Here is a 25,783-nt window from a genome sequence, read left to right as displayed (position 1 = left end):
CTCCACACAGTCGTCCCAGCGGCCCTGCAGCATGGCCTCGCGGAACTTCTTCGACCCGTTCGCGTTGGTCCGCTCCCCGATGGCGAGGTAGGCGGTGTCCTGCCGGAACGCCACCGTCTGGTACAGCGAGGCGGCACCCGGCTCCGGCTGCGGGCTGCGCTCGGCCGGGGTGGCCTCCCGGACCCGCTCGACGAGCTGGCGCAGATGCTCGGGCGTCGTACCGCAGCACCCGCCCACCAGCGACAGCCCGTAGTCGCGTACGAAACCCTCCTGGGCGTCGGCGAGTTCGGCCGGGCTGAGCGGATAGTGGGCGCCGTCCTTGGTGAGGACCGGCAGGCCCGCGTTGGGCATGCAGGAGAGCGGGACGCGTGCGTGGCGGGAGAGATGGCGCAGGTGCTCGCTCATCTCGGCGGGCCCGGTGGCGCAGTTGAGGCCGATCAGGTCGACGCCGAGCGGTTCGAGCGCGGTGAGCGCGGCGCCGATCTCGGAGCCGAGCAGCATCGTCCCGGTCGCCTCGACGGTGACCGAGACCAGCACGGGGGCGTCGGCGCCGAGTGCGGCCAGGGCCCGCCGGGCGCCCAGGACGGCCGCCTTGGCCTGGAGCAGGTCCTGCGCCGTCTCCACGAGCAGCGCGTCCGCGCCGCCGGTCAGCAGGCCCTCGGCGCTCTGCTGGTAGGCGTCGCGCAGCACCGCGTACGTCACGTGCCCGAGGGTGGGCAGTTTGGTGCCCGGGCCCATCGAGCCGAGCACCCAGCGCTGCCGTCCGGTGGAGGCGGTGAACTCGTCGGCGACTTCGCGGGCGATGCGGGCGCCCGCCTCGGAGACCTCGTGGACGCGCTCGGTCACCCCGTACTCGGCCATGGCGGCGTGGTTGGCGCCGAAGGTGTTGGTCTCCACGCAGTCCACGCCGACCGCGAAGTAGGCCTCGTGGACGGAGCGCACGATGTCGGGCCGGGTGACGTTGAGGATCTCGTTGCAGCCCTCCAGCTGGAGGAAGTCGTCCAGGCTCGGGTCCTGGGCCTGGAGCATCGTGCCCATCGCGCCGTCCGCGACGACCACGCGGGACGCGAGGGCGGCGCGCAGCCCGGCGGGTCCGGCCGCCTCCGGCGTCATGACAGCGCCCCCAGCCGGGGGATGATCCGGCGGACGGCGCCGGCGCCGTAGGCGGTGCCGAGCCGGTCGAGGAGGTCGTCGCCGCGCAGGGCGTACGTCTGCGTGCCCCGGCTCTCCAGGACCACCGAGGCGACCGCGCTGCCCAGCCGGGCCGCCTCCGCGAGGTCCAGGTCCCAGGCCAGCGCGGCCAGGAAGCCCGCGCGGTAGGCGTCCCCGGCGCCCGTGGGGTCGACGACCTCGGCGCGCGCCGGGACCGCCGGGACGTGCGTGGTGGTGCGGCCCACCCGGGCGATCCGGGAGCCGCCCGCGCCCTGCGTGGTGATCCAGGAGCCGACCCGGCCGAGCACCTGCTGCTCGGTCCAGCCGGTGCGCTCCTGGATCAGCAGCGCCTCGTACTCGTTGGTGAACAGGTGGCAGGGGCTGTCCAGCAGCGCCCGTGCCTGGTCCCGCTCCAGGCGGGCCAGCTGCTGCGAGGGGTCGGCGACGAACGGCACGCCGAGGCGGGCGCACTCGCGGGCGTGCCGCACCATGGCGTCCGGGTCGTCGGGGGAGACGACCACGAGGTCGGCGCCGCCCGTGCGGTCCAGCAGCCCGGGCAGGCCGATGTCCCGGGCCTCCGCCATGGCGCCGGCGTAGAAGAAGCCGATCTGGTTCTGCTCGGTGTCGGTCGCGCACACGAAGCGCGCGGTGTGCAGGGTGTCGCTGATGCGCACGCCGGCGGTGTCGACGCCGTGCTCCTTCAGCCAGACCTCCTGGTCGTCGAAGTCCGCGCCCGCGGCCCCGACCAGCAGGGGCGCCAGGCCCAGCGAGCCGAGCCCGAAGGCGATGTTGGCCGCGACGCCGCCGTACCGTATCTCCAGGTCGTCGGTCAGCAGGGACAGCGAGATCCGGTCCAGCCGCTCGGCGATCAGGCGGTCGGCGAACCGGTGCGGGAAGGACATCAGGTGGTCCTTGGCGATGGACCCCGTCACCGCGATACGCATCTCAACGCACCGCCTCACGCAGGGCGTCCGCGCGGTCGGTGCGCTCCCAGGTGAACTCGGGCAGCTCGCGGCCGAAGTGGCCGTAGGCGGCGGTCCGGGCGTAGATGGGGCGCAGCAGGTCCAGGTCGCGGACGATCGCGGCCGGGCGCAGGTCGAAGACCTCGGTGACGGCCCGCTCGATGCGTTGGACCGGGACCGTCTCGGTGCCGAAGGTCTCGACGAACAGGCCGACCGGCTGGGCCTTGCCGATCGCGTACGCGACCTGCACCTCGCAGCGGGAGGCGAGACCGGCCGCGACGACGTTCTTGGCGACCCAGCGCATCGCGTACGCGGCGCTCCGGTCCACCTTGGAGGGGTCCTTGCCGGAGAAGGCGCCGCCGCCGTGGCGGGCCATGCCGCCGTACGTGTCGATGATGATCTTGCGGCCGGTCAGGCCGGCGTCGCCCATCGGGCCGCCGATCTCGAACCGCCCGGTGGGGTTGACCAGCAGCCGGTGGCCCTCGGTCTCCAGCTTCACGCCGTCGTCCGCGAGGCCCCTCAGCACGTGCTCCACGACGTGCTCGGTGATGTCCGGCACGAGCAGCGAGGCGAGGTCGATGCCGCCCGCGTGCTGGGTGGAGACGACCACGGTGTCCAGGCGGACCGCGCGGTCGCCGTCGTACTCGACGGTGACCTGGGTCTTCCCGTCCGGGCGCAGGTAGGGGAGCGTGCCGTCGCGGCGGACCTCGGCCAGGCGGCGGGACAGCCGGTGCGCGAGGAAGATCGGCAGCGGCATCAGCGTCGGCGTCTCGTCGGTGGCGTAGCCGAACATCAGACCCTGGTCGCCGGCGCCCTGCCGGTCCAGCTCGTCCGCGTCGCGCCCGGCGCCGTCGCCGACCCGGGTCTCGTACGCGGCGTCGACACCGCGGGCGATGTCCGGGGACTGCGCGCCGATGGAGACGGACACCCCGCAGGAGGCGCCGTCGAAGCCCTTGGCCGAGGAGTCGTAGCCGATCTCCAGGACGGCCTCGCGGACCAGGGTGGGGATGTCCGCGTAGGCGGAGGTGGTGACCTCGCCGGCCACATGGACCTGGCCGGTGGTGATCAGCGTCTCCACGGCCACGCGCGCGGTGGGGTCGGCACGCAGGATGGCGTCCAGGATCGTGTCGCTGATCCGGTCCGCGATCTTGTCGGGGTGGCCCTCGGTGACGGACTCCGAGGTGAACAGGTGCAGGGACACGGACCCTCCAGGAAGACGAAGAAGCGGGAGCACGGCCGGGCCTCGGTGGCCCGGCAAGGGTGCGTCCCGCTTCTTCAGACCGGCTCGAAGGGCCCTACAGCCCGCCGGTCAGGGCTGGCCGGCCGGCTGGGCCTCGGAGGACGGCGTGCCGTTCTCGCCACCCTCACCGGCGGGGCCGCCCGGCAGCTCGCCGCCCTGCTCGCCGTCGTCCTCCCACTCGGGCTTGCGGGCCCGCCTGGGCAGCATGAAGGTCAGCAGGAAGCCGAGGGCGATGATGCCGACCTCGTACCACAGCACGTGGCCGGTGGCCTTGGCGTAGCCCTCCTTGCGGGCCTTGACCGAGGCGTCGGCGATCGCCTTGGTGACCTGCTCCTCGCGGCCGGTGGGCACCGCGCCCGCGGGCACGATGTGCCGGCACACCTCCGGCGGCGCCTTCGCGTCCTCGTGCTGGGCGCTCTGCCGCGCGCAGGCCCGGAAACCGGTCACGATCCTGTCCTGGGACGCGGCCGACACGCCCGCCGCGCTCAGCTCCTTGCGCAGGTGCGGCAGCGTCGCGTCGGCGCCCGGCACGGCCTGCGCGGTCAGCAGGTTGAAGAACAGCACGCCGATGACGGCGACGCCCGCCGCCGCGCCGAGCTGGTCGGCGGTGCTGAGCACGCCCGAGCCGGAGCCGGCGTGCTCCACCGGGACCCCGCCGAGCACGATGTCCACCACCGGCGAGATCACGAAGCCGAGGCCCAGGCCGAGCACGGCGAGCGCGGGAGCCATGTCCCAGCCGCTGATGCCCGAGCCGAAGTGGCCGATCGTCCAGATGAGGGCGACCATGCCCACCCCCATGATCACCATGCCGATGCTCAGCACCTTGCGGCCCATCTTGATGGCCAGCACCGCCGAGAACGACGAGGTGATCATCGCGCCGAACGAGAACGGCACGGTGGTCAGGCCGGCGGCCAGCGGTGTGAAGCCGAGGCCCACCTGGAGGTACAGGGTGAACGGGAAGAACAGGCCGGCGATGATGGCGAAGAAGCTCAGCATCACCAGCAGGCCCGCCACGAACGACCGTTCGCGGAACAGGCTCGGCTCCACCAGCGCGGAGCCGTCCCGCGCCGCCTTCTTCCGCTCGTACAGGGCGAAGACGACGAACAGCGGCACCGAGCACGCCATCGCGGTGAACGTCCACGCCGGCCAGCCGGCCTCCTGGCCCTGCACCAGCGGGTAGAGCAGCGACAGCAGCGCCAGCGTCACCAGCGCCACGCCCACCAGGTCCAGGCGCTTGATGTGCGGGGCGCGCGACTCCCGCACGAACGCCTGCACCCCGAGCAGCGCGAACAGCCCGACGGGCACGTTCACCAGGAAGATCGGCCGCCACGACCAGCCGAACAGGTCCGCGTCCACCAGGACGCCGCCCAGCACCGGGCCGAGCATCGCGGCGACGCCCGACAGGGCGCCGAACATGCCGAAGACGGCCGCGCGTTCCTTCGGCGGGAAGCTCACCTGGAACACCGACAGGCCCTGCGTCATCACGATCGCCCCGCCGAAGCCCTGGAGCACGCGGGAGGCGATGAGCATCTCCGTGCTCTGCGCGACACCGCACAGCAGCGACGCGGCCACGAACACCAGGATGCCGATGGAGATCATCCGCTTGCGGCCCACCATGTCGCCCACGCGGCCCACGGTGATCAGGCTCAGCGCGAACGTGAGCGTGTAGGCCGCCGCGACCCACTGGAGCGCCGCCTTGCTGGCCTCCAGGTCGGTCTGCAGCACCGGAAGCGCCACGTTCACGATCGTGGTGTCGATCAGATCGAGGGCGATGGCGACGAGGATCACGGCGGCTGCGCGCCACCGCTGGGGGTCCGGTACCCCCTCTCCTTCCACATACGTCTCGTCTTCTGCGTGCGTCACGGGGTTCTCCTGTCGTCCGACGGCGCGCTTGCGCCGAGTGTGATCGCCTCCGGTCGAGTCACGCTCGAGCGAGCCCGCCGACCATGCCCGCGGCAGCGGCATCCGGCCGCGGAGGAAGGGAACGGGCCGACATGAGGCTGTACTTGCTGAGGCTGGGCACCATCCCGGGGCTCGGGGCGCCGGTGCCCGGCTATCTGATCCGCGCCGACGACGGGGCGACGGTGCTGGTCGACACCGGGGCCGCGCCCGGCGGCCCGCAGGTGCTGGTCGAGGAGGGCCAGGACGTGGTGTCCTGCCTGGCCCGGCTCGACGTGCGCCCCGAGGACGTCACCCACGTCGTGTGCTCGCACCTCGACCCCGACCACGTCGGCGGCCACGCCGCCTTCCCCGGCGCCGAGTTCGTGATCCAGCGCGCCCACCTGGACCTGGCCCGCTCCGGGACCGTGCCGCGGCTCGCGGCCTGCCGGCCGCTGTGGGACGTACCCGGCCTGGAGTACACCACCGTCGACGGCGACACCGAACTCCTGCCGGGGATCGAGCTGGTGGCCTCCGGCGGGCACGTGCCCGGCCACCAGTCCGTGCTGGTGCGGCTGCCGCACACCGGACCCGTCCTGCTCGCCGTGGACGCCATCCCCATGAGCGCCGCCCTCGACGCCGCCCGGCGGCCCGTGCTGCCCTTCGACCTGGACGAGAAGGAACTGCGCGAGAGCACCCGCAAGCTGGTCGAACTCGCCGCCGCGGAGGGCGCGTTGATCGTCCACGGCCACGACGCCGAGCAGTGGCGCACGCTGCGGGTCGCGCCCGCGTACTACGACTGACCGCGACGACCGTCACTCGCACAGCAAACCGTCACGACAGAAAGGGCACCCGCCGATGAGCACCGCCGCCACCGAACGCGTCCGCGTGGTCGTGTACCTGCGCGCCCCCGAGGACGGCGCCGAACCGCTGGAGCGGGCCTACCGGGAGATCAGCTGGGTACGGCGGCCGGACGCCGTGCCCGGACTGCTGCGCAGCGAGCTGCTGCGCGACGTGGACCGGCCCGGCGAGTTCGCGCTGCACGGCGAGTGGGAGAGCCTGGACGCCTACCGCGCCTGGCAGTTCGGGCCCGACCACAAGGACAACCCCTCGGCCCTGCGCCCCTTCCAGGACCGCTCACGAGGACGCCACTACGCGGTGTACGGCATCGCCTCCGAGGACCTGTGACCGGTCGCCGTGCCGACGGCCGGAGGGCCGCCGTCCCCGCGAGAGGACGGCGGCCCTCCGGCCGTTCCCGGGCTCACCCGGCCGGCTCGGCGGGCTCCACCGGGGCCTCCCACACCACCAGCATCAGCGCGCCCCGCTCGGTGCGCGGGGCGTGCACGCTGCCGGGGGCCATCACCAGGAGGGAGTTCTTCGGGTGCCAACCCTCCTCGGTGATCAGCTCGCCGTCCAGGACGAGGATGATCTCGTAGGAGGTGTGCCGGTGCGGCGCGGCGCTCGCGCCCGGGTGGTAGCGCACCAGCGAGGCGGCGGGCCCGGCCGGGCCGGTCTGCTCGGTGGTGTAGAGCGGGAAGACCTCGACGCCGACCCGGCCGTCCGCGGTCAGCGGCGTGAACCGCAGCCGCCGCGTGAGCTCCCCGGGCCGGTCGAGCCCCTCGACGACGAGCGGAGCGTCCGGCGTGGCGCGCGGCCGGTCCGGCAGGGCTCCCGGCATGACTTCCGGCATGGGTTCAGGTCCCTTCCTCTACGGCACTGGGGCGGGCGTACGTGGTCCCGTACCGCGGCAGCAGGTCGCGCACCAGGCGGCGCTGGACCTTGCCGGAGGCGGTGCGGGGCAGGCGCGGGGCGAAGCGGAGCAGCTCGGGGCGGCCGACGGGGGAGAGGACCCGGCCGGCGTGGGCGAGCAGGCGGGCGGCGAGTTCCGCGTCCGGCGCGTGGCCGGGGGCCGGGACCACCACGGCGAGCGGCAGCAGGCCGGCCACGGCGTCCGGCACCGGCACGACCGCGACCTCGCCGACCGCCGGGTGCCTGCGCAGCGCGGCCTCCGCCTCGTACGGGGAGACCCGGTGGCCGTGGGACTTGAACACGTCGTCGCGCCGGCCGAGCACCCGCAGCCGTCCGTCGGCGTCCCGCTCACCGAGGTCGCCGGTCGCGTACCAGCCCCGGCCGACGGCGCGCTCGGTGCGCTGCGGATCGTCCGCGTACCCGGCCATCACCCCGACCGGGCGGTCGCCGCCGCCGAGTTCGACGCAGATCTCGCCCGTGCGGTCGGACGGTTCGCCGGTCTCCGGGTCGCGCAGGGTGAGGCGGTAGCCCGGCAGGGGGTGGCCGAGGCAGCCGGGGCGGGGAGAGGTGCCCGGGGTGGTGCCGGCCAGCGCGGTCGTCTCGGTCTGCCCGTACCCGTCGCGCACCTCGACGCCCCAGGCGTCCCGCACCGCGGCGGCCAGGTCGCCGGGCAGGGGCTCACCGGCGCTGGTCGCCTCCCTCAACTCCGGTGTCGCGGCGGACAGGTGGGGCCGCAGGGCCTGCCAGGCGCTGGGCGGGGCGCACAGGCTCGTGGCCCGCAGCCCGCGCAGCAGCCACGGCAGCCGGGGCGCGTCCAGTGGGCCCTCGGGCAGTGCGACGATCGTCGCCTCGGCGTTCCACGGCACGAACAGGCTGCTCCAGGAGTGCTTGGCCCAGCCGGGCGAGGCGACGTTGACGTGCCGGTCGCCGGGCAGCAGGCCGTTCCAGTACATGCTCGACAGGTGCCCGGCCGGGTAGCTGAGGTGGGTGTGCGCGACCAGCTTGGGGGCCGAGGTGGTGCCGGAGGTGAAGTAGCAGAACGCCACGTCCCCGGAGGGGGTGGGAGCCTCGGGCACGAAGGCGCCGGTGACGTCCGTACTGTCCCGGTAGTCGGCCCAGCCGCAGGGCACCGCGCCGTCCGGGCCGGGCACCCCGACCCGCGCCCCCGGCACCTCGACGCCGGCGAAGGCCGGGGCCGCGGCGGCCCGGCACACCAGGTGGGTCAGCCGCCCCCGGCGGAACCGGTCCTCCGCCTCGGCCGGGGTCGGGTCGGGGTGGCTGGGCACCACGACCGCGCCCAGCTTCAGCGCGGCCAGCAGCACCTCCCACAGTTCGACCCGGGTGCCGAGCACCACCATCAGCCGGTCCCCGCGGGCCACCCCGAGCCCGGCCAGCCACAGCGCGACCGCGTCGGAACGGCGGGACAGCTCGCGGTACGACACCACCTGGGCGTCCCCGTCGGGGCGGGCCAGCTCCAGCGCCGGCGCGTCGTTGCCGTCCGCGACCACGTCGAACCACTCCAGCGCCCAGTTGAAGAACTGCGGCCGGGGCCACCGGAACAACGCCCGGGCGGCCTCCGGTTCCGTACGGTGTCGCAGCAACAGATCCCGCGCCGCACGGAACTCCGCGTGCGCGGCCGTCCAGCGCGCGGCCCGGTAGCCATCGGCCGGCGCGGGGCCCGCGGCCTGCCGACTACGCGGCGGCCCGGCATGCGGCACCCACGCGCGGGAGCCCGACGGCGGCTCGGTGCGCAGCGGGCCGCTGCGCGGCGGCAGCGGGAGGACGGCTTGCGGCGCCAACGGGTCCACGTGCGGTGCGCCGTTGCCCGGTGGTGGCTGCGGGCCGGTGTGCAGCGGGCCCGGGTCCGGCGGTGACGGTGGGCCGGTGGGCGAAGGGCCGTCGCCCGGCTGCCGTGGGCGGGCGTCCTGCGGCGGCAGCCGGTCGGTGCGCAGCGGGCCCGCGCCTGCCGGTGGCTGCGGGCCGACGTGCAGCGGGCCCGGGTCCGGCGGTGACGGTGGGCCGGTGGGCAGCCCGTCGTTGCCCGGTGGCAGTTGGCCGGTGGGCGGTGGTGGCGGTGGGTCGGGGTGCCGGGGCATCAGTGGTCCCTCTCCTTGTCGGGGGCGGACAGGGTCGCGTGCCAGCGGGGGCCCAGGAGCACGCCGGGCAGGGGAGTGGCCGGGGTGCCCTCGTGGGCGCCGTGCAGGGCGTCCTCGGCGATGGCGTCGGCGTCGGCGGCGAACTCGCCCCACACGCCCGGGCGTCCGCTGCCGACCTGGGTGAACCAGCGGGTGAACTCGCTGGGGATGCCCAGCACGTACACCCCCTTCTCCGGCCGCCCGTCCGCGCGCACCGGATGGAAGGGCGAGCCGGTGACGGCGACCCCGCCGGTGGCGAACTCGCTCCCGTCCGGCCCCCGGTTGACGTACGCCGTCAGCAGCCCCTCGTCGCGCAGGCGGGCCGCCAGGTCGCCGTCCGCCCGGCGCAGGTCCGGGTCGGGGATGCGGGCGTCGACCAGCACGTCCAGCTCGGTGCGGCTGCCCGCGACGCGCGGCGAGTGCACCTGGAACCGCCCGGAGACGGGGTCGGCGGCGAAGCGCGCGTCGGGCCCCTGCACGCGCAGCAGCCCGCAGTCCAGCAGGGCCAGCAGCTGGCGCAGCCGCACCAGGGGCGGCCCGGTGGTCAGCCGGGAGACCATGGGCACGAAGTCGCCGAGGAAGTCCTCCCGGTGCGAGCGGGGCGCGAGCCCGGAGAAGTCCACCGCCGCGCGCAGCACACCCCGCACGTCCCGGATGGTGTCCAGGCAGGCCTTCACCGGCCCCTCGGCGTTGCCCTCGGCGGCCAGCTCCACGTCCCGCCTCAGCAGCGCGGCCAGCTCCTCCTGGTACGCCTCCGGTCCGGAGAAGACCCGGTCCCCGAACGGCCACGCCCAGCGCCGCAGATCCACCGGCCCGTGCCCGCGCAGCCCGCAGCGCACCGCCGCCCCGAACACCGTCTCCTGCGGCCCGCGCCCCTCTTCCCACGGACCGGCACCGGCGGCCCCCTCCCGCACCGCCTCCTCGGCCTCGTGCCGGAACCGCTCGGCGATGTCCGGTCCGTAGGCGCGCTGCAGCGCGGTCGCGCAGCGCACCAGCTCCACCTCCGCGAGCAGCCAGGGCAGCACGTCCGCGCGGAAGTCCAGCGGCCCGCGCCGGCGCAGGGCCCGTACCCGCTCCCGTGTGAAAAGCCGTGGCCGGTAGACGTGCTGGGGCCCCTTCTGGTTGCGGCCGCGGGCGCGCAGAGGAACGCCGCTGCGCGCCCCGGCGACCAGCAGCGGCTCACGCCCGCTCGCCTCGTAGCGCAGCGCGCCGCCGGCGGCCGGCACGAACCGGCCGCCGCGCCCGGTGGTGAGGGCGGCGACCACGTCGTAGAAGGACAGGCCGAGGCCGATGACGCCGACCACGCTGTCCGGCGCGATGCCGTCGAGCGGCATGTCGATCGCCGAGTCGCCCCGCACGTACGTCAGACGAGGGCGCTGCTCGGCGAAGGACGCGAGCTCCTGCTGGTCCCGCGTGAGCCGGGGCAGCGGATGGCCGGTGGTCAGGACGACGCGGTCGGCGCACAGCCGGCGCCCGTCGTCGAGGGCCAGCACGTAGTGCCCGTCCTCGCGGGCGAGCGTCCGCACGGTCCGGCGCAGCCGGTGCAGCCGCAGCACCTCGTCCGGCACGGTCCGCTCGATCCGGTCCAGGGCGTGCGCGAGGTACTGCCCGTACACCGCGCGCGGCGCGCACACGTCCGGGGCCGCCGCCTCCGGGTCGGTGTCGCGCCACCACTCGTACAGCGAGGGCCCGGCGCCGGCGCGGGCCGGCCCGCCGTCGGGCGGTCCGGAGTAGATGGTGACCTCGCCGCAGACGGTGTTCATCATCGACCAGCGCGGCTGCCCGGTGCGCCAGACACGTCCCGGACCGACCTCGTGCGCGTCGATCGCGTAGACCTCCACGGGGCGCGGCGCGGACCGCTCGGCCAGCCGGGCCGCCAGCCGCTCCAGCACCGACAGGCCGCGCGGCCCGGTGCCCACCACCGCGATCCGGTACGGCTCCTGCCGCCCGGCCCCGGGCGGCCGCGCGGCCGGGCCGGAGCCCGACAGCCCGGCCCAGTCGGGGTCGTCGGCCGCCTCCAGCGCGAGCAGGTCGTGCCGGTCGGCGGTGTAGCGCAGCATCTGCAGCAGCCGCGCGGCGGTGACCGGGGCGGGACGCGGCACCGTGCGGCGGGGCAGCGGCAGCCGCCCGGTCCGCGTCCACCTGAGCCGGCCCTCGCCGTCCACGGCCGCCTGGGTCAGCCCCCGGTTGTCCTCGTGCAGGCAGAACGGCACGTCCAGCAGGCCCGCGGCGAACGCGCGGGTCAGCGCGGCGCCCACGTCCGCGTGCAGCTCCATCGTGGCCTCGACCAGCGCCCGCGCCTCGGCCAGCACCTCGCCCGGATCCACCTCGCTGACGTACGGGACCGGGCCGTCCCCGCGCGTCCGGCGCCGGGCCGCGCGGGCCGCCGACCGCAGCGCGGCGACGTTCTCCTCGACGGTCGGCAGGCGCACCGCCTCGACGGGCGTCTTCACGATCAGCCGCTGCGCCCCGCCGCGCACCGCTAGTTCCGCGCTGCGGTCCATCAGCAGTTGCGCGCCCCGCGGACTGCCGGGGAAGACGCCCATGTACGTGTAGAGCACCAGGTGCCGGTCGACGCCCGGCGGCAGCCACTCGTCGGCGAGCATCCGCAGCGCGGCCAGCGCCTCCACGTCCTGGCGCGCGTCGGTCTGCTGCGCGTAGCTCAGGGACACGCTGGTGACGCCCTGCTGCGCGAAGAACAGCGCCTCCAGCAGGCTGACCGCCACCAGCAGCGAGGGCGGGCACAGCTGCCCGAGCAGGCAGCCGCCGAAGGTCTCCAGATGGGCGCGCAGCCCGCGCTCCGCGCTGAGCCCGGCGAACTCGGCGGTCGCCGCACGCCAGTTGGCCACCGACTCGGCCAGCGGGGTACGGCCGTAGGGCAGGCAGTACGACACCGGGCCGCCCTCGCTCGCGGACAGCCCCGCCGCGACCATGGTGCGGAAGATGTCCCGCGGCAGCGCGGAGCCGTGCCGCACCTGCACCGGCCGCTCGCCCGCCGCCGCCGCGACCCGCGCGGTGGTGTGCGGCCCGTGCGCCACGAGCGGGAAGCCGTTGAGGGGTTCGCCCGCGGCCAGCGCGGCCCGCGCGAGACCGTGGTCGCCGACCCGGGTGTAGCTGTCGAGGGTGAGCGTGCCGACCGTGGGGTGCGGCAGCGAGCAGACCGCGCGCAGGCCCGCGGCCATCGCCTCCGGGGCCGCCATCCCCATCCGCGGCTGTACGACGAGCAGCCCCTCCCGCGCCGCCCGCGCCACCGCCTCGCCCAGGTCGGCGGGGGCGGGACGCCGGACCGCGTCCGGCCGGGCGGGACGCGGTCCGGGCGGGCTCTGCCCTGTCATACCGTCCTGCCCTCCGGCGCCCGCTGCGGCAGCGCCCCGAGGATCCGGCCGATCAGCGCGGTGTCGGCGGTGTCGGTGAACACCGCGTCGAAGCCGGCGTCGACCAGCGCGCGGGCGGCCGCCGCGCCCTCGTCGCCGTCGACGCCCAGCTTGCCGCCGATGACGGCCGGTACGTCCCGGACCACCGGGTCGGCGCGCAGGGCGCGGATCACCCGGGCCCCGTCGAGCCGGCCGTGACCGTTGACGGTGCTGATCACCAGCAGGTCGGGCCGCGTCCGGCGCACGGTGTCGAGGAGCAGCCGGTCGGGCACGCACGGCCCGAGACCGACGACCTCGTGGCCCATCTCCTCCAGCAGCATCCGCAGGAAGACCAGGTTCCAGGTGTGGGCGTCCGAGGAGACCGTGGACAGCAGGACGCGCCGCCGCCCCCCGTCTCGTTGGGCCACCGTCCTCATAGGGATTCAACTCTCTCTCGCGTTGGACCGACTGGCGTTGGACCGACTGGCTCGGGACCGGCTGGCATTGGGCCGGCCGGCGTTGCACCGGCTGAGCGGCTGACTGGCCGGCGGGACCGGGCGGCGGGTGGCGGCCCGCCGCCGTTTCAGCGCAGGGTGACCAGGTGCCACATGCCCTCGAAGGCGCGCTTGACCAGGGTCTGGCGGTTGCTGATGAAGGAGGTGAGGAGGTAGCGGCCGGGCTGGAGGTCGTGCGCGAACACCGCGGACGCGCCGGGCTGAAGCGGGGTCAGGCCCGTGGGCACGCCGGTGAACGGGTAGACGGGCGGCTTCTCGCCCTTGCGCAGGGCCTCCATGCAGGCGGTGACGTCCGCCTCCGTGGCGTCCGGGGCGGTCCGCAGGAACATCACCTCGTTGAGCTGCCCGGTCTGGTTGACGACCTGGAAGGCGCCCTTCGCGGGCAGCGTGCCGTCCGTGAGGTAGCGGCCCTGGTCGCCGTCGTCGTAGGGCGCGATGACGTGCGGTGTGCTGCGGGGGCGGCCCTGGGGGCGGGTGCCCGTCACGGTGAGCGTGCGCACCCGCTCGGGGTGGGCGGGGTCGACCGTGGTGTAGTCGAGCAGGTGGTAGGTGCCCGGGGCGAGGATCCAGGTGGCCTCCAGGGCGCCGCCGGCCGCCGTGACGGCGGGGCCGCCGTAGTACCAGGCCTCGGTGTCGATGAGCTGGAGGCCCGCCCGGCGCTGGGCGGGGTCCTGCGCGGTGGCCGCCTGCTGGTAGTGGGCCAGGAACTGCTCGATGCCCACGCCCGGCTTCAGCCGGAGCAGCCCGAGCGGGTGCTGGAGCGACGGGTCCGGCGTGGTGGCCCGCAGGGTGACCGTCCCGGCGGGCACCGTGCCGCTGCTCAGCGACAGCCCGTCCGGCGCGGCCACCGCCTCCAGGACCGGCTCCGCCCCGCGGCCGAAGGGGCCGCCCCGCGCGGCCGGCTGGGCCGCGGCGGCGTGCGGCACCAGCGCCACCGCGCCGCCCGCCAGCCCGAACAGCACCCCTCTGCGCCCGACCCGGCGCCCCACACTCGACTTCGCGTCCATCCGGCGGTCCCTCCTCGGAATTCAGGTCCCCAGGCCGACAGGGCCTGGCCCCGGATGCTCCGTAGCCCGCCTCAAGACCGGCTTCAGGGCGCGTCGAGAACCCCACCCCGACCGACCCCGGCGGTGACCCCCGGGCCCCCGGGCCCGCCCTACGGTGGTGACCGCCGGGCCGGCCGAGACCCGCCAGGACCCGCCAGCCGGCCACGCCCCCGGGCCCGCCGAGGCCCGCCAAGACGGCCGCGACCGCGGCGGCCGCCAAGGCCCGCCACCACGGCTGTGACCGCCGAGCCGGCCGAGACCCGCCAGCCGGCCGCGCCCCCGGGCCTGCCGAGGCCCGCCGTGACGGCTGTGGCCGCCGGTCCCGCCAAGGCCCGCCGTAACGGCTGTGTCCGCCGGTCCGGCCGAGGCCCGCCATGGCGGCTGTCCGCCGGGCCGGCCGAGACCCGCCAAGACGGCCCGACCGCCAGGCGTGCCGCGACCGCCGCGACCGCCGTGACCGCCCAGACCCGCCGTGACGGCCGCGACCCCAGGCCCGCCAACGCCCGCCGTGACGGCCGCGACCCCGGGCCCGCCCAGACCCGCCGTAACGGCTGTGACCGCGGGTCCAGCCGAGGTCCGCCATGGCGGCCGCGACCGCCGCGCCCGCCAAGGGCCGCCGTAACGGCTGCGACCGCCGGTCCGGCCGAGACCCGCCAAGACGGCCGCGACCGCCAGGCGTGCCGCGACCGCCGGGCCCGCCCAGACCCGCCGTGACGGCCGCGACCCCGGTCCCGCCAAGGCCCGCCGTAACGGCTGTGTCCGCCGGTCCGGCCGAGGCCCGCCATGGCGGCCGCGACCGCTGGGCCGGCCAAGACGGCCGCGACCCCGGCCGCCCCGAAGGGGAGGGATGTACCGCCGCTCAAGTGCGCGCCTAGCCGCGTCCGGCTGAATGTGGGCACCTCCGCCGCCACCGACAAGGAGAGAGCACGTGCTGACTCGCAGGCAACTGATCAGGGCGAGCGCCGCCACCGGTCTGCTGGCGGCCGTCTCCGGTGCGGGGGCGGTGGCCATGGCCGACACCACGGGCGGCGGTCCGGGCAACCCGGACGAGCCCTTCGCCGTACCGCTGCGCCAGGCCCGCGTGCTGCGCCCGCTCGGCGCCGGCGCGGGAGGCGGGCGGCACGGCATGGGCTACGACGTCTACCGGCTCAGCCCGCGCGAGACGGACGTCGCCGTGGTCCCCGGCACCACCACCCGGATGCGGCTGTTCAACGGCGAGCCCGTCCCCGTGATCAGGGCGACCCGCGGCCGCCCGGTGGTGATCCAGCAGACCAACGGCCTCGGCGTGCCCTTCGCCATGCACCTGCACGGCGGCCACGTCCCGGCCCACGACGACGGCCACCCCGACGACGAGCTGCTCACCGGCGCCGGCCGCGTCTTCTACTACCCCAACGACCAGCAGGCGTCCAGCATGTGGCTGCACGACCACTCCCTGCACGCGCACGCCGAGAACGTCTACTTCGGCGCGGTCGCCGGCTACCTGCTCACCGACGACTTCGAGCGGCGGCTGCCGCTGCCCAAGGGCCGCTACGACGTGCCGCTGTACCTCAGGGACGCCAAGTTCGCCGCGGACGGCTCCCTGGTGTACGACATGGGGGGCTTCATGAACCGGCCGACCGTGCTGGTCAACGGCCGCCCCCGCCCGTACTTCGAGGTCGCCGCCCGCAAGTACCGCATCCGCCTGACCAACACCAGCAACGAGCGCGCCTTCCTGCTCCAGCTCGGCGAGGGCGACGAGATGACCCACATCGCCTCCGACGGCGGCCTGCTCCCGGCGCCGTACGCCACCCGCGCGCTGGAGATCTGGCCGGCCGAACGCCAGGAAGTGGTCATCGACTTCTCCCGCTACCCGGTCGGCACCAAACTGGTGCTCGCCAACCGGATCGCCTACCGGGGCGAGGCCCCCGAGGTGATGCGTTTCGACGTGGTCCGCACCGCCGAGGACCGCTCCAGCGTGCCCGACCGGCTGCGCCCGGTCGCCGACGTGGGCACCCCCACCGTGGAGCGCACCTTCGTCATGTCCTTCGACGCGGCGACGGGCGCGCACCTCATCAACGGCAAGCCCTTCGACCCCGAGCGCGTGGACATACGGCCCCGGCTCGGCAACACGGAGATCTGGACGGTCCACAACACCGACACCAAGTTCGGCATCCCCCACTCCATGCACACCCACCTGGAGCACTTCCAGATCGTGGACCGGGACGGAGCGGCCCCCGCGCCGGGCGAGGCGGGCTGGAAGGACACCGTCACCGTGATGCCCGGCAAGAGCGTGCGCTTCAAGCTCAAGTTCACGGACTACACGGGCAAGTTCATGTACCACTGCCATCTGCTCGGCCACATGACCATGGGGATGATGGGCCAGATGGAAGTCGTCGACCGAACGGCCCGCCGCGCCTGACCGAAGCCCTGTGGAGGACCGTCTTGTCCGACGACACCCAAGACGCCGTGTCCGGTGACCAGCCGGGCGAGGACCTGCGCTTCCCGTTCGAGCAGGCCGAGTTGTTCGAGCCGCCACCGCAGTGGGGCCGGCTGCGCGGGACCTGCCCGGTGGCCCGTGCCGAACTGCCCACCGGTGACCGGGCCTGGCTCGTGACCCGGTACGAGGACGTACGGTCCGTGCTCAACGACCCGCGGCTCAGCCGGGCCGCCGCCACCCGGCCGGGCGCCCCGAGGCTCGGCCCCGCGCGCCCCGAGCCGGACTCCATCATGGCGATGGACCCGCCCGACCACACCCGGCTGCGCCGCCTGCTGGCGCCGGCCTTCACCGGGCGGCGGGCCGAGCTGCTGCGGCCCCGCATCGAGCGCACCGCCGAACGCCTGCTCGACCACATGGCCGAACTCGGGCCGCCCGCCGACCTGGTGGAGCACCTGACCAGACCGCTGCCCATCATCACCATCTGCGAACTGCTCGGCGTGCCCGAGCGGGACCGGGAGTCCTTCAAGGAGTGGACGGACACGGCGCTCTCCCTCGCCCCGCACGCGGCCGGCGCGGTCACCGGCGCCCGGCAGCGGCTTGCGGACTACCTGCGCCACCTGATCGCCGAGAAGCAGCAGACCCCCGGCGACGACCTGCTGGGCTCCCTCATCGCGGCCCGCGACGAGGACCGGCTGCGCCCCGCCGAACTGGTGACGGTCGCCGCCACGCTCATCACGGCCGGGTACCACACGGTGGCCAACTCCCTGGCCAACTCCGTCCTCGCGCTGCTGCGCCACCCCGGCCAGCTCGAACCGCTGCGCGGGGCGGGGCAGTTCCCGGCCGGGGCCGTGGAGGAACTGCTGCGCTGGACGCCCGGCCCGGTCAGCGGCGGCACCATCCGGATCGCCACCGAGGAGCTGAAGATCGGCACCACGGTGGTGCGGCCGGGTGAGGCCGTCATCCCCTCCACGGCGTCCGCCAACCGCGACCGGGCCGCCTTCCCGGACGCCGACCGGCTCGACCTGACCCGCGAGGGCGCCCGGCACATCGCCTTCGGGCACGGCATCCACCGCTGCCTGGGCGCCCCGTTGGCCCGGGTGGAGCTCCAGGTCGCGTTCTCCGCGCTGCTGCGCCGGTTCCCCGGGCTGCGGCTCGCGGTCGCCGAGGAGGAGCTGACGTGGGGTACCGGGATGATCCGGGGCGTCAGCGCCCTTCCGGTGGCGTGGTGAGCGGCCCGCCGCCGGGCTGTGCCGTCATGTCCCGCAGCAGGTCGTTCAGGCGCCCCACGAACCCGGCGATCAGGGCGAGCTGCTCGTCGTCGTACGACTCCAGTACGGCCGTCATCGCGTCCCTGAGCGGGGCGAAGGCGGTGTTCAGCTCCTGCTCGCGGCGGCCCGTGGAGACCACGACGACCCGGCGCCGGTCGGCGGGGTCGCGGACCCGCTCGATGAACCCGGCCTTCTCCATGCGGTCGAGGACGGCGGTGGTCGCGGACGTGCTCAGACCGGTGATCTCCGCGAGCCGGCCGGCCGTCAGCCTCGGCTCGGTGCGGGCCAGGTCCACGCACTTCAGGTCGGTCGGGTTCAGGCCGAACCGCTCGGCGATCGCCTGGTGCAGCAACTGCCCGCGGCCGCCGTTGTCGCGCACCGCGTCCTCGATCGCCGCGATCAGTTCCGCGCGCTCGCGGGTCCCGCCGCGTGCGCGGTCGCGGCCGGTTCGGGTTGACATGGCCCACCTCCAGGAGGAAAGTATTTCGATGAATCGAGATTTCCGATCCAACGAGAATTCCCAATCATGGAATTAGACTAGCCGTAGGGGGCAGAGATGAACACTTCCGCGGGAGAGCGGGCCAAGTGGCGCGTCGAGGGCGTCGTCGAGGCGCCCGCCGAGCAGGTCGCCGAAGCGCTGCTGGCCGTGCGCCCGGGCCCGGCCGGCGTGGACGGCAACGCGCTGGTGCTGGCCGGCGACCACACCAGGGAGCCGGGGGCGGTGACCCTCGAGGGCGGCCCGGAGAAGTTCACCGGCCGATTCGGCGGCTCGGGGGAGGACTACCTGGAGCTGACCGTGGACCGCGGGGCGCGCTCGGTCGGCGTGCAGACCTGGTTCGGCGGCACGTACACGGTGGAGCCCGAGGGCGCGGCGAGCCGGGTGGTCCTCAGCGTCCACAACGTCGTCCCCAACTCCGGTCTGCTGGGCCGCAAGCTGGCCGAACTCGGCGTCGAGTCCCGCCTGGAGAAGGTCCTCACCTCCGTCCTCACGGCCCTGGCCGCCCAGGTCGGCGCCCCGGCTCCGGCCCCGGCGGCCGCGAAGTAGCCGACGGGCCTGGCCGCCCCCGGATCCACAGCCACCCGGCGCAACCTTCCCCCGCCGCCCGGGTGGCTGTGCCGTGTCCGCAGCCGAAGCTCCGCCCGATTCCCGCCAGTTGGCCGGTTCGAGGTGCATTGCAGCCGGGCGCGAGCAGCGGGTGTGACCCTCTCGGCGACCGTGCGCCGCCCGGCGCGCGGCACGAGGAGGGCAGTATGAGAACGGACCGTAGGGGCCGCGCCCGGGGCGCCCGCGGGGCGCTGCTGGGCGGCGCGCTCGCACTCGTGGCGGTGGCCGCCGCACCGGGCCCGGCCGCCGGGGCGCCCGCCACCGCCAGGCCCGCAGCCGCACCCGCACCCGCCACCGGTACGCCCGCCACCAGGGCGCACGCGCCCAGGGCGCACGCCACCGACGGCGAGACGGTACTGATCAGCGTCGGCATGGGCGGCGAACCGGCCGACGGGCCCAGTGAGCGGGCCTCCATCAGCGCCGACGGCCGCCTGGTCGTCTTCACCTCGCACGCCGACAACCTGGTCCCCGGCGACCGCAACGGCTGCACCGACGTCTTCCTGCGCGACGTGGCGCGCGGCAGGACGGTCCGCGTGGACCGCGGCTACGACGGCCGCGAGTCCAACGGCTGCACCGGCATCGACCCGGTCATCAGCGCCGACGGCCACTACGCGGTCTACTCCGCCGACTCCACCGACCTGGTGCGCGGGGTGCGCGACGGCCGCTCCCACATCTACCGCACCGACCTGCGCACCGGCGAGACCGCGCTGGTCTCGGCGGCCGGGGACGGCACCCCCGGCAACGGCGACAGCATGCGCCCGACGCTCTCGGCCGACGGCCGCTACGTCGCCTTCGCCACCGCCGCCGACAACCTGGTGACCGGCGGAAAGCCCTCGGGAACCTGGGACACGGTGGTCCGCGACATGGTCACCGGCACCGTCGTGCGCACCAGCGCGGCCAGCGACGGCACCCCCGGCAACGCGGCCAGCGACGGCACCCAGATCAGCGCCGACGGCCGCTACGTCACCTTCTTCTCCAACGCCACCGACCTCGTCGAGGGCGACACCAACAAGAAGGTCGACGAGTTCCTGCACGACACCGCCACCGGCCGCACCACCCGGCTCAGCGTCACGGCCGCCGGGGTCCAGTCCGACCAGATCACCATCGGCGGCACCCTCAGCGACGACAACCGCTACGTCGTACTGAACTCGCACGCCACCAACCTCACCCCCGACAGCCCGGACACCACCCAGGACCACGCCTACCTCCAGGACCTGACCACCGGCGCGCTGCGGCTGATCGACAAGGGCGCCGACGGGGTGCCCGCGCCCGGCGGCACGTTCTGGGCGAGCATCACCGGCGACGGCCGGCACATCCCGATGTCGTCCTCGGGCCCCAACCTGGTGGACGGCGACACCAACGGCGTACGCGACATCTTCGTCGCCGACCTGCCCGGCGGCGCGCTGCGCCGGGTCAGCGTGGGCTCGGACGGGCAGCAGGCCGACGCGGCCAGCTACTTCCCCGACGCCGACCAGCACGCCCAAGCGGTGGTGTTCACCTCGTACGCCACCAACCTCGTGCCCGGGGACACCAACGGGCAGCCGGACATCTTCCTGCACCGCGAGAAGCCGTGAACACCAGCACGCAGAGAGGGAAGCACATCATGGGGATCACAGCCGGCCACGGCCCGTCCCGGCGCACGGTGGCGCTCACCGTGACCGCGGCCCTGACCCTGGGCGGGTTCGCCCTGGGCGTCACGCGCGGCGCCACCGGTTCCACGGCCGCCGCGGCCACCGTGCCCGGCACCGTCGTGGTCGAGGAGGACGCCCACGGCAAGGTGCTCACCGCCGACTCCTCGGTGCGGGACAAGCGGGCGCTGGTCGACGCGGTGCACGAGCAGCGGCGCGAGAAGGAGCGGCAGACCGGCACGCCCACGCCGACGCCGACGCCCACCGCGACCGGCGGGGGAGGAGGCCACGGCGACCAGACCGGCTTCCCGGTCCGCGACCAGTGGCTGGACTCCGCGAAGACCCGCAAGGCCGCGGTGCCCGGCGGCCAGGGCACGCTCTCGGCGGCCGGGGCGAGCTACGTCAAGGTGCCGTTCATGGAGTACTACGCCATCTTCACCGACACCTCCTCCGACGTGTCCTGGCTCGGCGAGCGGCCCTTCGACGCCGACAGCATCGAGCACACCGACACCTGGGACGTCGGCTCGGTCGGCGCCCCCTTCTGGGTGGTCGGCGCTCCCCAGGGCGCCACGGTCAGGAGCACCGGCAGCAACGCCCAGGCCAGCTGGACCACCACGGTCAAGGACAACTGGTACAGCGAACACGCCTACGACCAGGTCGCGTTCTACCCGCCCAACCAGGACGACTACTCCAACGTGTTCCGCATCAGCCACTCCGTCACCGGCACCTTCCAGTTCGGCTCGTCCTTCTACACCGTGACGACCCGCGCCCGGGCCTACAGCTGATGTCCGCGCCCGCACGGAGGGGGAACGGCCGCGGGGGAGCGGGACGGCGGGCGCGCTGGGCGCCGGCGCTCGCGGTCGTGGCGGCGGTGACCGCGGGCTGCGCCCCGTCCGGCACGGGCGGCGCGCCCGCGCCCGCCCCTTCAGGGGGTGGTGCCGTGCGTTCCGCCGCCCGCGTCGACGCCCGTGAGCTGCTGCGCGACTCCTGGGTGACGGACGGACGGCGCGGCTGGTTCGTGGACGGCGCCGCCTCCGCCGACCGGTCACCGTTCTCGCTGTACGAGACCGCGTGGCGCCTGCGCCTGGCGGCCCTGAACCCCGGCCGCCCCGCCGTCGACCCGGAGCGGCTGCGGCTGTGGGCGCGTCCCGCCGAGCGGGGGCGGTCGGACTCCTCCGGGCTGCCGCCCGTCGCCCAGATCGACCTGGCGGTGGACGCGCTGCTCACCGCGGGCGGTACGGCCGACCGCGCGGACGTGGGGCGGGCGCTGGAGGCCCTGCGCCAGGGCGGCGGTTACCGCACCGCGCCCTCCGCGGCCCGTACGGACCCGGGCAGCACGGCGGTCGCGGTGCGCGTCCTCACCCGGCTCGGCCTGCCCGTGCCCGTGCCGGTCCGTCAGGCCGACGCCGCTGCCCTGGAGCGGCTTTCGGCCCGCGAGGCCGCCACCGCACCCGGCGAGGTCGTACCGGTGCTCCAGACCGCCGCCCTGCTCGGCGCGACCGGCGCCGACCGCACCCGCGCCGCCGCGCTGGCGACGGCGGCCGCACGCGCCCTGTCCGCCTACCCCGTCGAACCGGTCCGGCTCGCCTGGGAGGGCGTCCTGCGCGACGCAGCCCCGCGGCTCGGCGCGCGGCTGCCCGCCTTCCCGGCGGCCGCCTGCGACGGACACGTGCTCCCCGACGGCGGGATCGGCCTCCCCGGCGCCCGGCAGGGGGATCCCCAGGCCACGTACTGGGCGCTGCGGCTGGGCTGTTCGGCCGTGCGCGTCCCCGCGGCCGGCGCCCACTCGCGGGCGGGCTGGCCGGCCGGGCAGACCGGCCAGACCGCGCTGAGCGCGACCGCGGCCGCCCTGGCGCTGGCCCGCGGGACCGGCCGGAGCGCCGAGTTCGCCGGCCCGCTCGCCCGCCAGGTGCGCGAGGTGTGGCTGCCCCGCGAGCGGCGGCCCGCGCCCTACGACACCGCGCGACTGGTCGACCGGGTCGACCTGCGCCTGGTGGCGCGGGCACTGGGCGGCGCGCTCGCCCGCGAGGTCGACCGCGGCCTGCCCGCGCCGTCGGTGCGCGGCGTACGGGCCGCGGACGACGCTCGGCTGCTGCTGACCGCGCTCGACGCCGGCGACTCCCCGGCCGCACGGCGCACGGTGTGCGCCACCGGCTCACCCCTGCGCGCGGCGCCGGCGGCGGGCGGCGGCGCGTCGATCGTGCGCGCGACCCGGCTCGCGGCCGCCGCCGGCCTGTGCCACGACCCGGCCCTCGCCCGCCGCGCCCGGGCGGAGGCCGCCGCCGTACGCGCCGGCACCGCGCTCTACCGCAGCGGCACCGCGCTCTCCTTCGAGGCGTCGGTGATGGGCACCTGGATCGAACGCCCCCGGGCCGACGCCGTCACCGCCTGGACCCGCGCGGGCCTGTGCGAGGGCGACCTCTGCGCGGAGACGCCCGCGCGACCGCGTACCGCCGACGGCACCCCGCTGCGCACCCTCGCCGTCCTCACGGCGGCCCGGTCCGGCGACTACGGGGCGCTGTTCCCGGTCTCCTTCTGACGCCCGCTCCACGCCTTCGGGGCCCGTCCGCCGGTACGGGCCCCGAAGGCGTCTCACCGTTCGTCTCACACCGGCAGACCGGCCAGATGGCGGTCGAGGGCCGCTCCGTCACGCACGCCGCCCCGGAAGGCGACGTACCCGTCCGGGCGCACCAGGAGCAGCGCGCCGGACGCGGCGCCCAGCGCGCCGCGCACGGCGCCGGAGGGGTCGGCGACCGTGGCCGCGGGTCCGCGTCCGGTGGCGGTGACCGTGTGCACGGGGATCCCGGCCCGGCGGGCCACCGCACCGGCCTCCTTGGCGGCGAGTTCGGCCGCCGCCGGGTCCACCGGGTCCTCGGGGAGCGCCAGCAGCGTCCACTCGCCCCGCCCCAGCAGCCGGAACAGCCGCCCGTGGCCGGCGCCCGCGCCCAGGACGGCGTCCGGCACACGGGCGCCCGGCCCCGGCCCCTCGCCCTCGGGCGCGGCGCCGCCACTGAGCGGGCTGTCCGGGTAGGCGAGGGTGAGCCCGGTGTGCGCGGCCGTGCCGGTGGCGTCCGCGAGGCCGGCGCGCAGCCGCTCGAAGGACGGCACGGGACCCACGCCGCCCCAGTACGTACGGGCGTTGCGCTCGGCCAGGGCCAGCGCGACGGGCCTGCGCTCGGCCTCGTAACTGTCCAGCAGCCGCGCCGGCGCCCGGCCCCGCACCACCGCCGCCAGCTTCCAGCCGAGGTTGAAGGCGTCCTGGAGGCCGGTGTTCATGCCCTGCGCGGTCACCGGCATGACGGTGTGCGCGCTGTCCCCGGCGAGCAGGCACCGCCCGACCCGGTACGTGCCGGCCACCGCGTTGTAGAGCCGCACCCGCCAGTTGAACCGGCCGTCGTGGAAGGCGAGGCCGGGCACCCCGCTGACCCGGCGCACCGCGTCGAGCACCTCGGCCACGTCCGGGTCGCCGGTGCGCGCCGGGCCGGGATCGGCCACGCCCGCGTAGAAGCGGTGCCGCCCGTCGGGCAGGGGAGCGGTGCCGAGCGAACCGGCCTCGCTCAGGAACAGGTGGCAGTGCGCCGGATCGCCGGGCAGCGGCCCCGTCCAGCGGGCGTCGATCTGGAGCAACTGCGTGCCGGGGCAGGGCTTCTTCTCCCAGCTTGCCCCGGTCTGGTCGCGCACCGTGCTGTGCGGGCCCTGAGCGCCGACCACCCAGCCGGCCCGCACGGTCCGGGCACCGCCGTCCGCCCCGGTCAGCGTGACCGTCACGCGCGCCGGGCCCTGCTCGACGGCCACGGCGGTCAGGCCCCGCTCGACGCGCACCCCGAGCCCGGCCAGATGCCGGGTGAGCATCTCCTCCGTCCCCCGCTGCCCGATCAGCAGCGGTCGCGGATACGGCGTGCCCGCCTGGTCCGCGGGCCGCACCAGCGGGGGCAGCCCGGCGAAGTGGTGGGCGCGGTGGGTGTAGGGGACGCCGGAGTCCAGGTAGTCGCCGACCGGGAGGCCCATGAGGTCGAAGACCTCCAGGGTGCGCTGCCACACCGTGCAGGCGCGGGTGCCCGGGCGCGGCTCGGCGCGCCGGTCCACGATCCGCACCCGTACGCCCCTGCGGGCCAGTTCGATCGCGGTGCACAGGCCGACCGGGCCGGCGCCGACCACCAGGACGTCCGGGTCGGTGTCCGCGGCGCCGCTCACGCACGCTCCCAGAACAGCAGCCAGTGGTGGGAGGGCAGCCGCGTCACGCCGGCGGGCCGCAGCCCGGCCTCGGCGGCGAGCGCGGTGAACTCCTCAAGGGTGCGCTCGCGGCCCTTGTTGAACACCAGCATCCGCAGGTCGTACTCGGTGTTGAGCCGCTTGCCCGAGTCCTCGGCCACCACCCGCTCCACCACGGCCACCCGGCCGCCCGGGGCGAGTGCCTCGGCGCAGCGGGCGAGGATCGCCACCGACTCCTTGTCGTCCCAGTCGTGCAGGATCTGGCTGAGCAGGCACACGTCGGCGCCCGCGGGCAGCGGGTCGAAGAAGGACCCCGCGACGACCTCGGTGCGGCCGGCGAGCCCGGCGGCGGCGAACCGCCCGGTGCCGCCCTCGACCGTGCCGGGCAGGTCCACCAGCACCCCGTGCGCGTCGGGCGCCTGCCGCAGCACCGCCTCCAGCAGCGTCCCGGTGCCGCCGCCTATGTCGGCGATGCGGCGGGCCTCGTGCCAGGGGTGGGCCCGCGCCACCTCGGGGGCCAGGCGTCCCTGTACGGCGGCCATCTGGTCGTTGAAGGACTCGGCGAGCTCGGGGTGGGCGGCCAGGTCGTCCCAGAACGGGGTGCCGAACACCGCGTCGTAGCCGGGCGCGCCGGTGCGCACCGCGTGCAGCAGCCCGCCGCAGGCGGCCAGGTCGATCCGGCCGCTGGCGCCCTCCAGGTCGAGCCAGTGCCGCATGCGCGAGGGGTGGTTGTCGAGCAGCAGGCGCGAGGTGTCGCTCAGGCCGTAGACGCCCGGTTCGTCCTCGGTGAAGACGTCCCGGCAGGCGAGGAAGCGCATCAGCCGGCCGAGCGCGCTCTCGTCGGCCGAGGTCGCCCGGGCCAGCCCGGCCCGGGTGCGGGCGCCGGCCTCGATGTGGTCGGCGATGCGCAGCGTGGCCGCCACGCGGACGGCGATGGGGGTGAACACGTCGACGAACGCCGGGCGCCCGCCCGGCCCCCGGGGCGTCGGCTGCTGGGTGTGCTCCGTGTGCGTGTCGATGGCAATGCACCTCTTCCGTGTGCGCTGTCGGGCGAGTGCTGCCGCCGGTGCTGTGCCGGGCGGTGCGCCGATGGTCCCGGCGACGCCTCGACGGGCGCTCAAACG

The 25,783-nt window shown here is 75.6% G+C and carries 20 protein-coding genes; 8 read left to right on the top strand and 12 right to left on the bottom strand.

Annotated elements, in window-relative coordinates; translation table 11 throughout:
* The 4 genes from IE217_RS17765 to IE217_RS17750 form a co-directional block, all read right to left on the bottom strand.
* Window positions 1–1,113, bottom strand: a 1,113-nt coding sequence (locus IE217_RS17765; RefSeq protein ID WP_190178838.1) for a homocysteine S-methyltransferase family protein, incomplete at its 3' end; no start/stop codon positions are given.
* Window positions 1,110–2,096, bottom strand: coding sequence for a carbohydrate kinase family protein (locus IE217_RS17760; protein ID WP_190178837.1), 987 nt, complete (start codon window positions 2,094–2,096; stop codon window positions 1,110–1,112). The genes IE217_RS17765 and IE217_RS17760, both read right to left, overlap by 4 nt.
* Window position 2,097: 1 nt before the next feature.
* Window positions 2,098–3,315 (bottom strand): methionine adenosyltransferase, encoded by a 1,218-nt coding sequence (metK, locus tag IE217_RS17755; protein ID WP_190178836.1) that lies wholly within the window; start codon window positions 3,313–3,315, stop codon window positions 2,098–2,100.
* Between the two features lie 108 nt (window positions 3,316–3,423).
* The gene (locus IE217_RS17750) at window positions 3,424–5,217 is read right to left on the bottom strand and encodes an MFS transporter (protein ID WP_190178835.1); all 1,794 of its coding nucleotides are present in this window, start codon (window positions 5,215–5,217) and stop codon (window positions 3,424–3,426) included.
* A gap of 131 nt (window positions 5,218–5,348) precedes the next feature.
* Between IE217_RS17750 and IE217_RS17745 the strand changes: the two genes are divergently transcribed.
* On the top strand, window positions 5,349–6,035 hold the full coding sequence (locus IE217_RS17745) for an N-acyl homoserine lactonase family protein (protein WP_190178834.1): 687 nt from the start codon (window positions 5,349–5,351) through the stop codon (window positions 6,033–6,035).
* 55 nt (window positions 6,036–6,090) lie between these two features.
* Window positions 6,091–6,420 (top strand): antibiotic biosynthesis monooxygenase family protein, encoded by a 330-nt coding sequence (locus IE217_RS17740; protein WP_190178833.1) that lies wholly within the window; start codon window positions 6,091–6,093, stop codon window positions 6,418–6,420.
* 73 nt (window positions 6,421–6,493) lie between these two features.
* Here IE217_RS17740 and IE217_RS17735 read toward each other — a convergent pair whose 3' ends face one another.
* The 5 genes from IE217_RS17735 to IE217_RS17715 all read right to left on the bottom strand — a co-directional run bounded on the left by IE217_RS17735 (window position 6,494) and on the right by IE217_RS17715 (window position 13,991).
* On the bottom strand, window positions 6,494–6,922 hold the full coding sequence (locus IE217_RS17735; RefSeq protein ID WP_190178832.1) for a cupin domain-containing protein: 429 nt from the start codon (window positions 6,920–6,922) through the stop codon (window positions 6,494–6,496).
* A 4-nt stretch (window positions 6,923–6,926) separates the two neighbouring features.
* Entirely contained in the window at window positions 6,927–9,077 is a 2,151-nt protein-coding gene (locus tag IE217_RS17730) for an acetate--CoA ligase (RefSeq protein ID WP_190178831.1), read from the bottom strand.
* Window positions 9,077–12,451, bottom strand: a complete 3,375-nt coding sequence (locus IE217_RS17725; protein ID WP_190178830.1) for an FAD/NAD(P)-binding protein — start codon at window positions 12,449–12,451, stop codon at window positions 9,077–9,079. Before IE217_RS17725 ends, IE217_RS17730 begins: the two co-directional genes overlap by 1 nt.
* On the bottom strand, window positions 12,448–12,906 hold the full coding sequence (locus IE217_RS17720; protein WP_190178829.1) for a cobalamin B12-binding domain-containing protein: 459 nt from the start codon (window positions 12,904–12,906) through the stop codon (window positions 12,448–12,450). The genes IE217_RS17725 and IE217_RS17720 overlap by 4 nt, the downstream gene beginning before the upstream one ends.
* 146 nt (window positions 12,907–13,052) lie before the next feature.
* Window positions 13,053–13,991, bottom strand: coding sequence for a hypothetical protein (locus tag IE217_RS17715; RefSeq protein ID WP_190178828.1), 939 nt, complete (start codon window positions 13,989–13,991; stop codon window positions 13,053–13,055).
* A gap of 967 nt (window positions 13,992–14,958) precedes the next feature.
* On the opposite strand from IE217_RS17715, the gene IE217_RS17710 reads away from it, so the two are divergent.
* Window positions 14,959–16,428: a multicopper oxidase family protein gene (locus IE217_RS17710; RefSeq protein WP_190178827.1), complete on the top strand. Its 1,470-nt coding sequence runs from the start codon at window positions 14,959–14,961 to the stop codon at window positions 16,426–16,428.
* Window positions 16,429–16,451: 23 nt separating this feature from the next.
* Entirely contained in the window at window positions 16,452–17,675 is a 1,224-nt protein-coding gene (locus tag IE217_RS17705; RefSeq protein ID WP_229865357.1) for a cytochrome P450, read from the top strand.
* Here IE217_RS17705 and IE217_RS17700 read toward each other — a convergent pair.
* Window positions 17,650–18,174: a MarR family winged helix-turn-helix transcriptional regulator gene (locus IE217_RS17700; protein ID WP_190178826.1), complete on the bottom strand. Its 525-nt coding sequence runs from the start codon at window positions 18,172–18,174 to the stop codon at window positions 17,650–17,652. The genes IE217_RS17705 and IE217_RS17700 overlap by 26 nt on opposite strands.
* A gap of 96 nt (window positions 18,175–18,270) precedes the next feature.
* Between IE217_RS17700 and IE217_RS17695 the strand changes: the two genes are divergently transcribed.
* The 4 genes from IE217_RS17695 (at window position 18,271) to IE217_RS17680 (ending at window position 22,986) form a co-directional block, all read left to right on the top strand.
* Complete coding sequence (locus IE217_RS17695) at window positions 18,271–18,759, top strand: hypothetical protein (protein WP_190178825.1); 489 nt, start codon at window positions 18,271–18,273, stop codon at window positions 18,757–18,759.
* Between the two features lie 206 nt (window positions 18,760–18,965).
* A complete protein-coding gene (locus IE217_RS17690) occupies window positions 18,966–20,393 on the top strand; it encodes a TolB-like translocation protein (protein ID WP_190178824.1) in 1,428 nt (475 codons plus the stop codon).
* Window positions 20,394–20,422: 29 nt separating this feature from the next.
* A complete protein-coding gene (locus IE217_RS17685; RefSeq protein WP_190178823.1) occupies window positions 20,423–21,232 on the top strand; it encodes a hypothetical protein in 810 nt (269 codons plus the stop codon).
* A gap of 155 nt (window positions 21,233–21,387) precedes the next feature.
* The gene (locus IE217_RS17680) at window positions 21,388–22,986 is read left to right on the top strand and encodes a hypothetical protein (protein ID WP_190178822.1); all 1,599 of its coding nucleotides are present in this window, start codon (window positions 21,388–21,390) and stop codon (window positions 22,984–22,986) included.
* A 65-nt stretch (window positions 22,987–23,051) separates the two neighbouring features.
* Here IE217_RS17680 and IE217_RS17675 read toward each other — a convergent pair whose 3' ends face one another.
* A complete protein-coding gene (locus tag IE217_RS17675) occupies window positions 23,052–24,641 on the bottom strand; it encodes an FAD-dependent oxidoreductase (RefSeq protein WP_190178821.1) in 1,590 nt (529 codons plus the stop codon).
* Complete coding sequence (locus IE217_RS17670; protein WP_229865356.1) at window positions 24,638–25,606, bottom strand: methyltransferase; 969 nt, start codon at window positions 25,604–25,606, stop codon at window positions 24,638–24,640. The genes IE217_RS17675 and IE217_RS17670 overlap by 4 nt, the downstream gene beginning before the upstream one ends.
* Window positions 25,607–25,783 lie beyond the last annotated feature (177 nt).

The sequence above is a fragment of the Streptomyces naganishii JCM 4654 genome, assembly GCF_014650575.1.
GTDB lineage: Bacteria > Actinomycetota > Actinomycetes > Streptomycetales > Streptomycetaceae > Streptomyces > Streptomyces naganishii.
Note: the sequence above shows the minus strand (reverse complement) of the source record. Positions and strands in the feature narration are given on the sequence as shown.

Excerpts from the sequence above, each read along its gene's own strand:
- IE217_RS17760 (WP_190178837.1), bottom strand. The coding sequence starts at position 2,096 with ATGCGTATCGCGGTGACGGGGTCCATCGCCAAGGACCACCTGATGTCC.
- IE217_RS17745 (WP_190178834.1), top strand. The coding sequence starts at position 5,349 with ATGAGGCTGTACTTGCTGAGGCTGGGCACCATCCCGGGGCTCGGGGCG.
- IE217_RS17740 (WP_190178833.1), top strand. The coding sequence starts at position 6,091 with ATGAGCACCGCCGCCACCGAACGCGTCCGCGTGGTCGTGTACCTGCGC.
- IE217_RS17735 (WP_190178832.1), bottom strand. The coding sequence starts at position 6,922 with ATGCCGGAAGTCATGCCGGGAGCCCTGCCGGACCGGCCGCGCGCCACG.
- IE217_RS17730 (WP_190178831.1), bottom strand. The coding sequence starts at position 9,077 with ATGCCCCGGCACCCCGACCCACCGCCACCACCGCCCACCGGCCAACTG.
- IE217_RS17725 (WP_190178830.1), bottom strand. The coding sequence starts at position 12,451 with ATGACAGGGCAGAGCCCGCCCGGACCGCGTCCCGCCCGGCCGGACGCG.
- IE217_RS17720 (WP_190178829.1), bottom strand. The coding sequence starts at position 12,906 with ATGAGGACGGTGGCCCAACGAGACGGGGGGCGGCGGCGCGTCCTGCTG.
- IE217_RS17715 (WP_190178828.1), bottom strand. The coding sequence starts at position 13,991 with ATGGACGCGAAGTCGAGTGTGGGGCGCCGGGTCGGGCGCAGAGGGGTG.
- IE217_RS17700 (WP_190178826.1), bottom strand. The coding sequence starts at position 18,174 with ATGTCAACCCGAACCGGCCGCGACCGCGCACGCGGCGGGACCCGCGAG.
- IE217_RS17695 (WP_190178825.1), top strand. The coding sequence starts at position 18,271 with ATGAACACTTCCGCGGGAGAGCGGGCCAAGTGGCGCGTCGAGGGCGTC.
- IE217_RS17690 (WP_190178824.1), top strand. The coding sequence starts at position 18,966 with ATGAGAACGGACCGTAGGGGCCGCGCCCGGGGCGCCCGCGGGGCGCTG.
- IE217_RS17685 (WP_190178823.1), top strand. The coding sequence starts at position 20,423 with ATGGGGATCACAGCCGGCCACGGCCCGTCCCGGCGCACGGTGGCGCTC.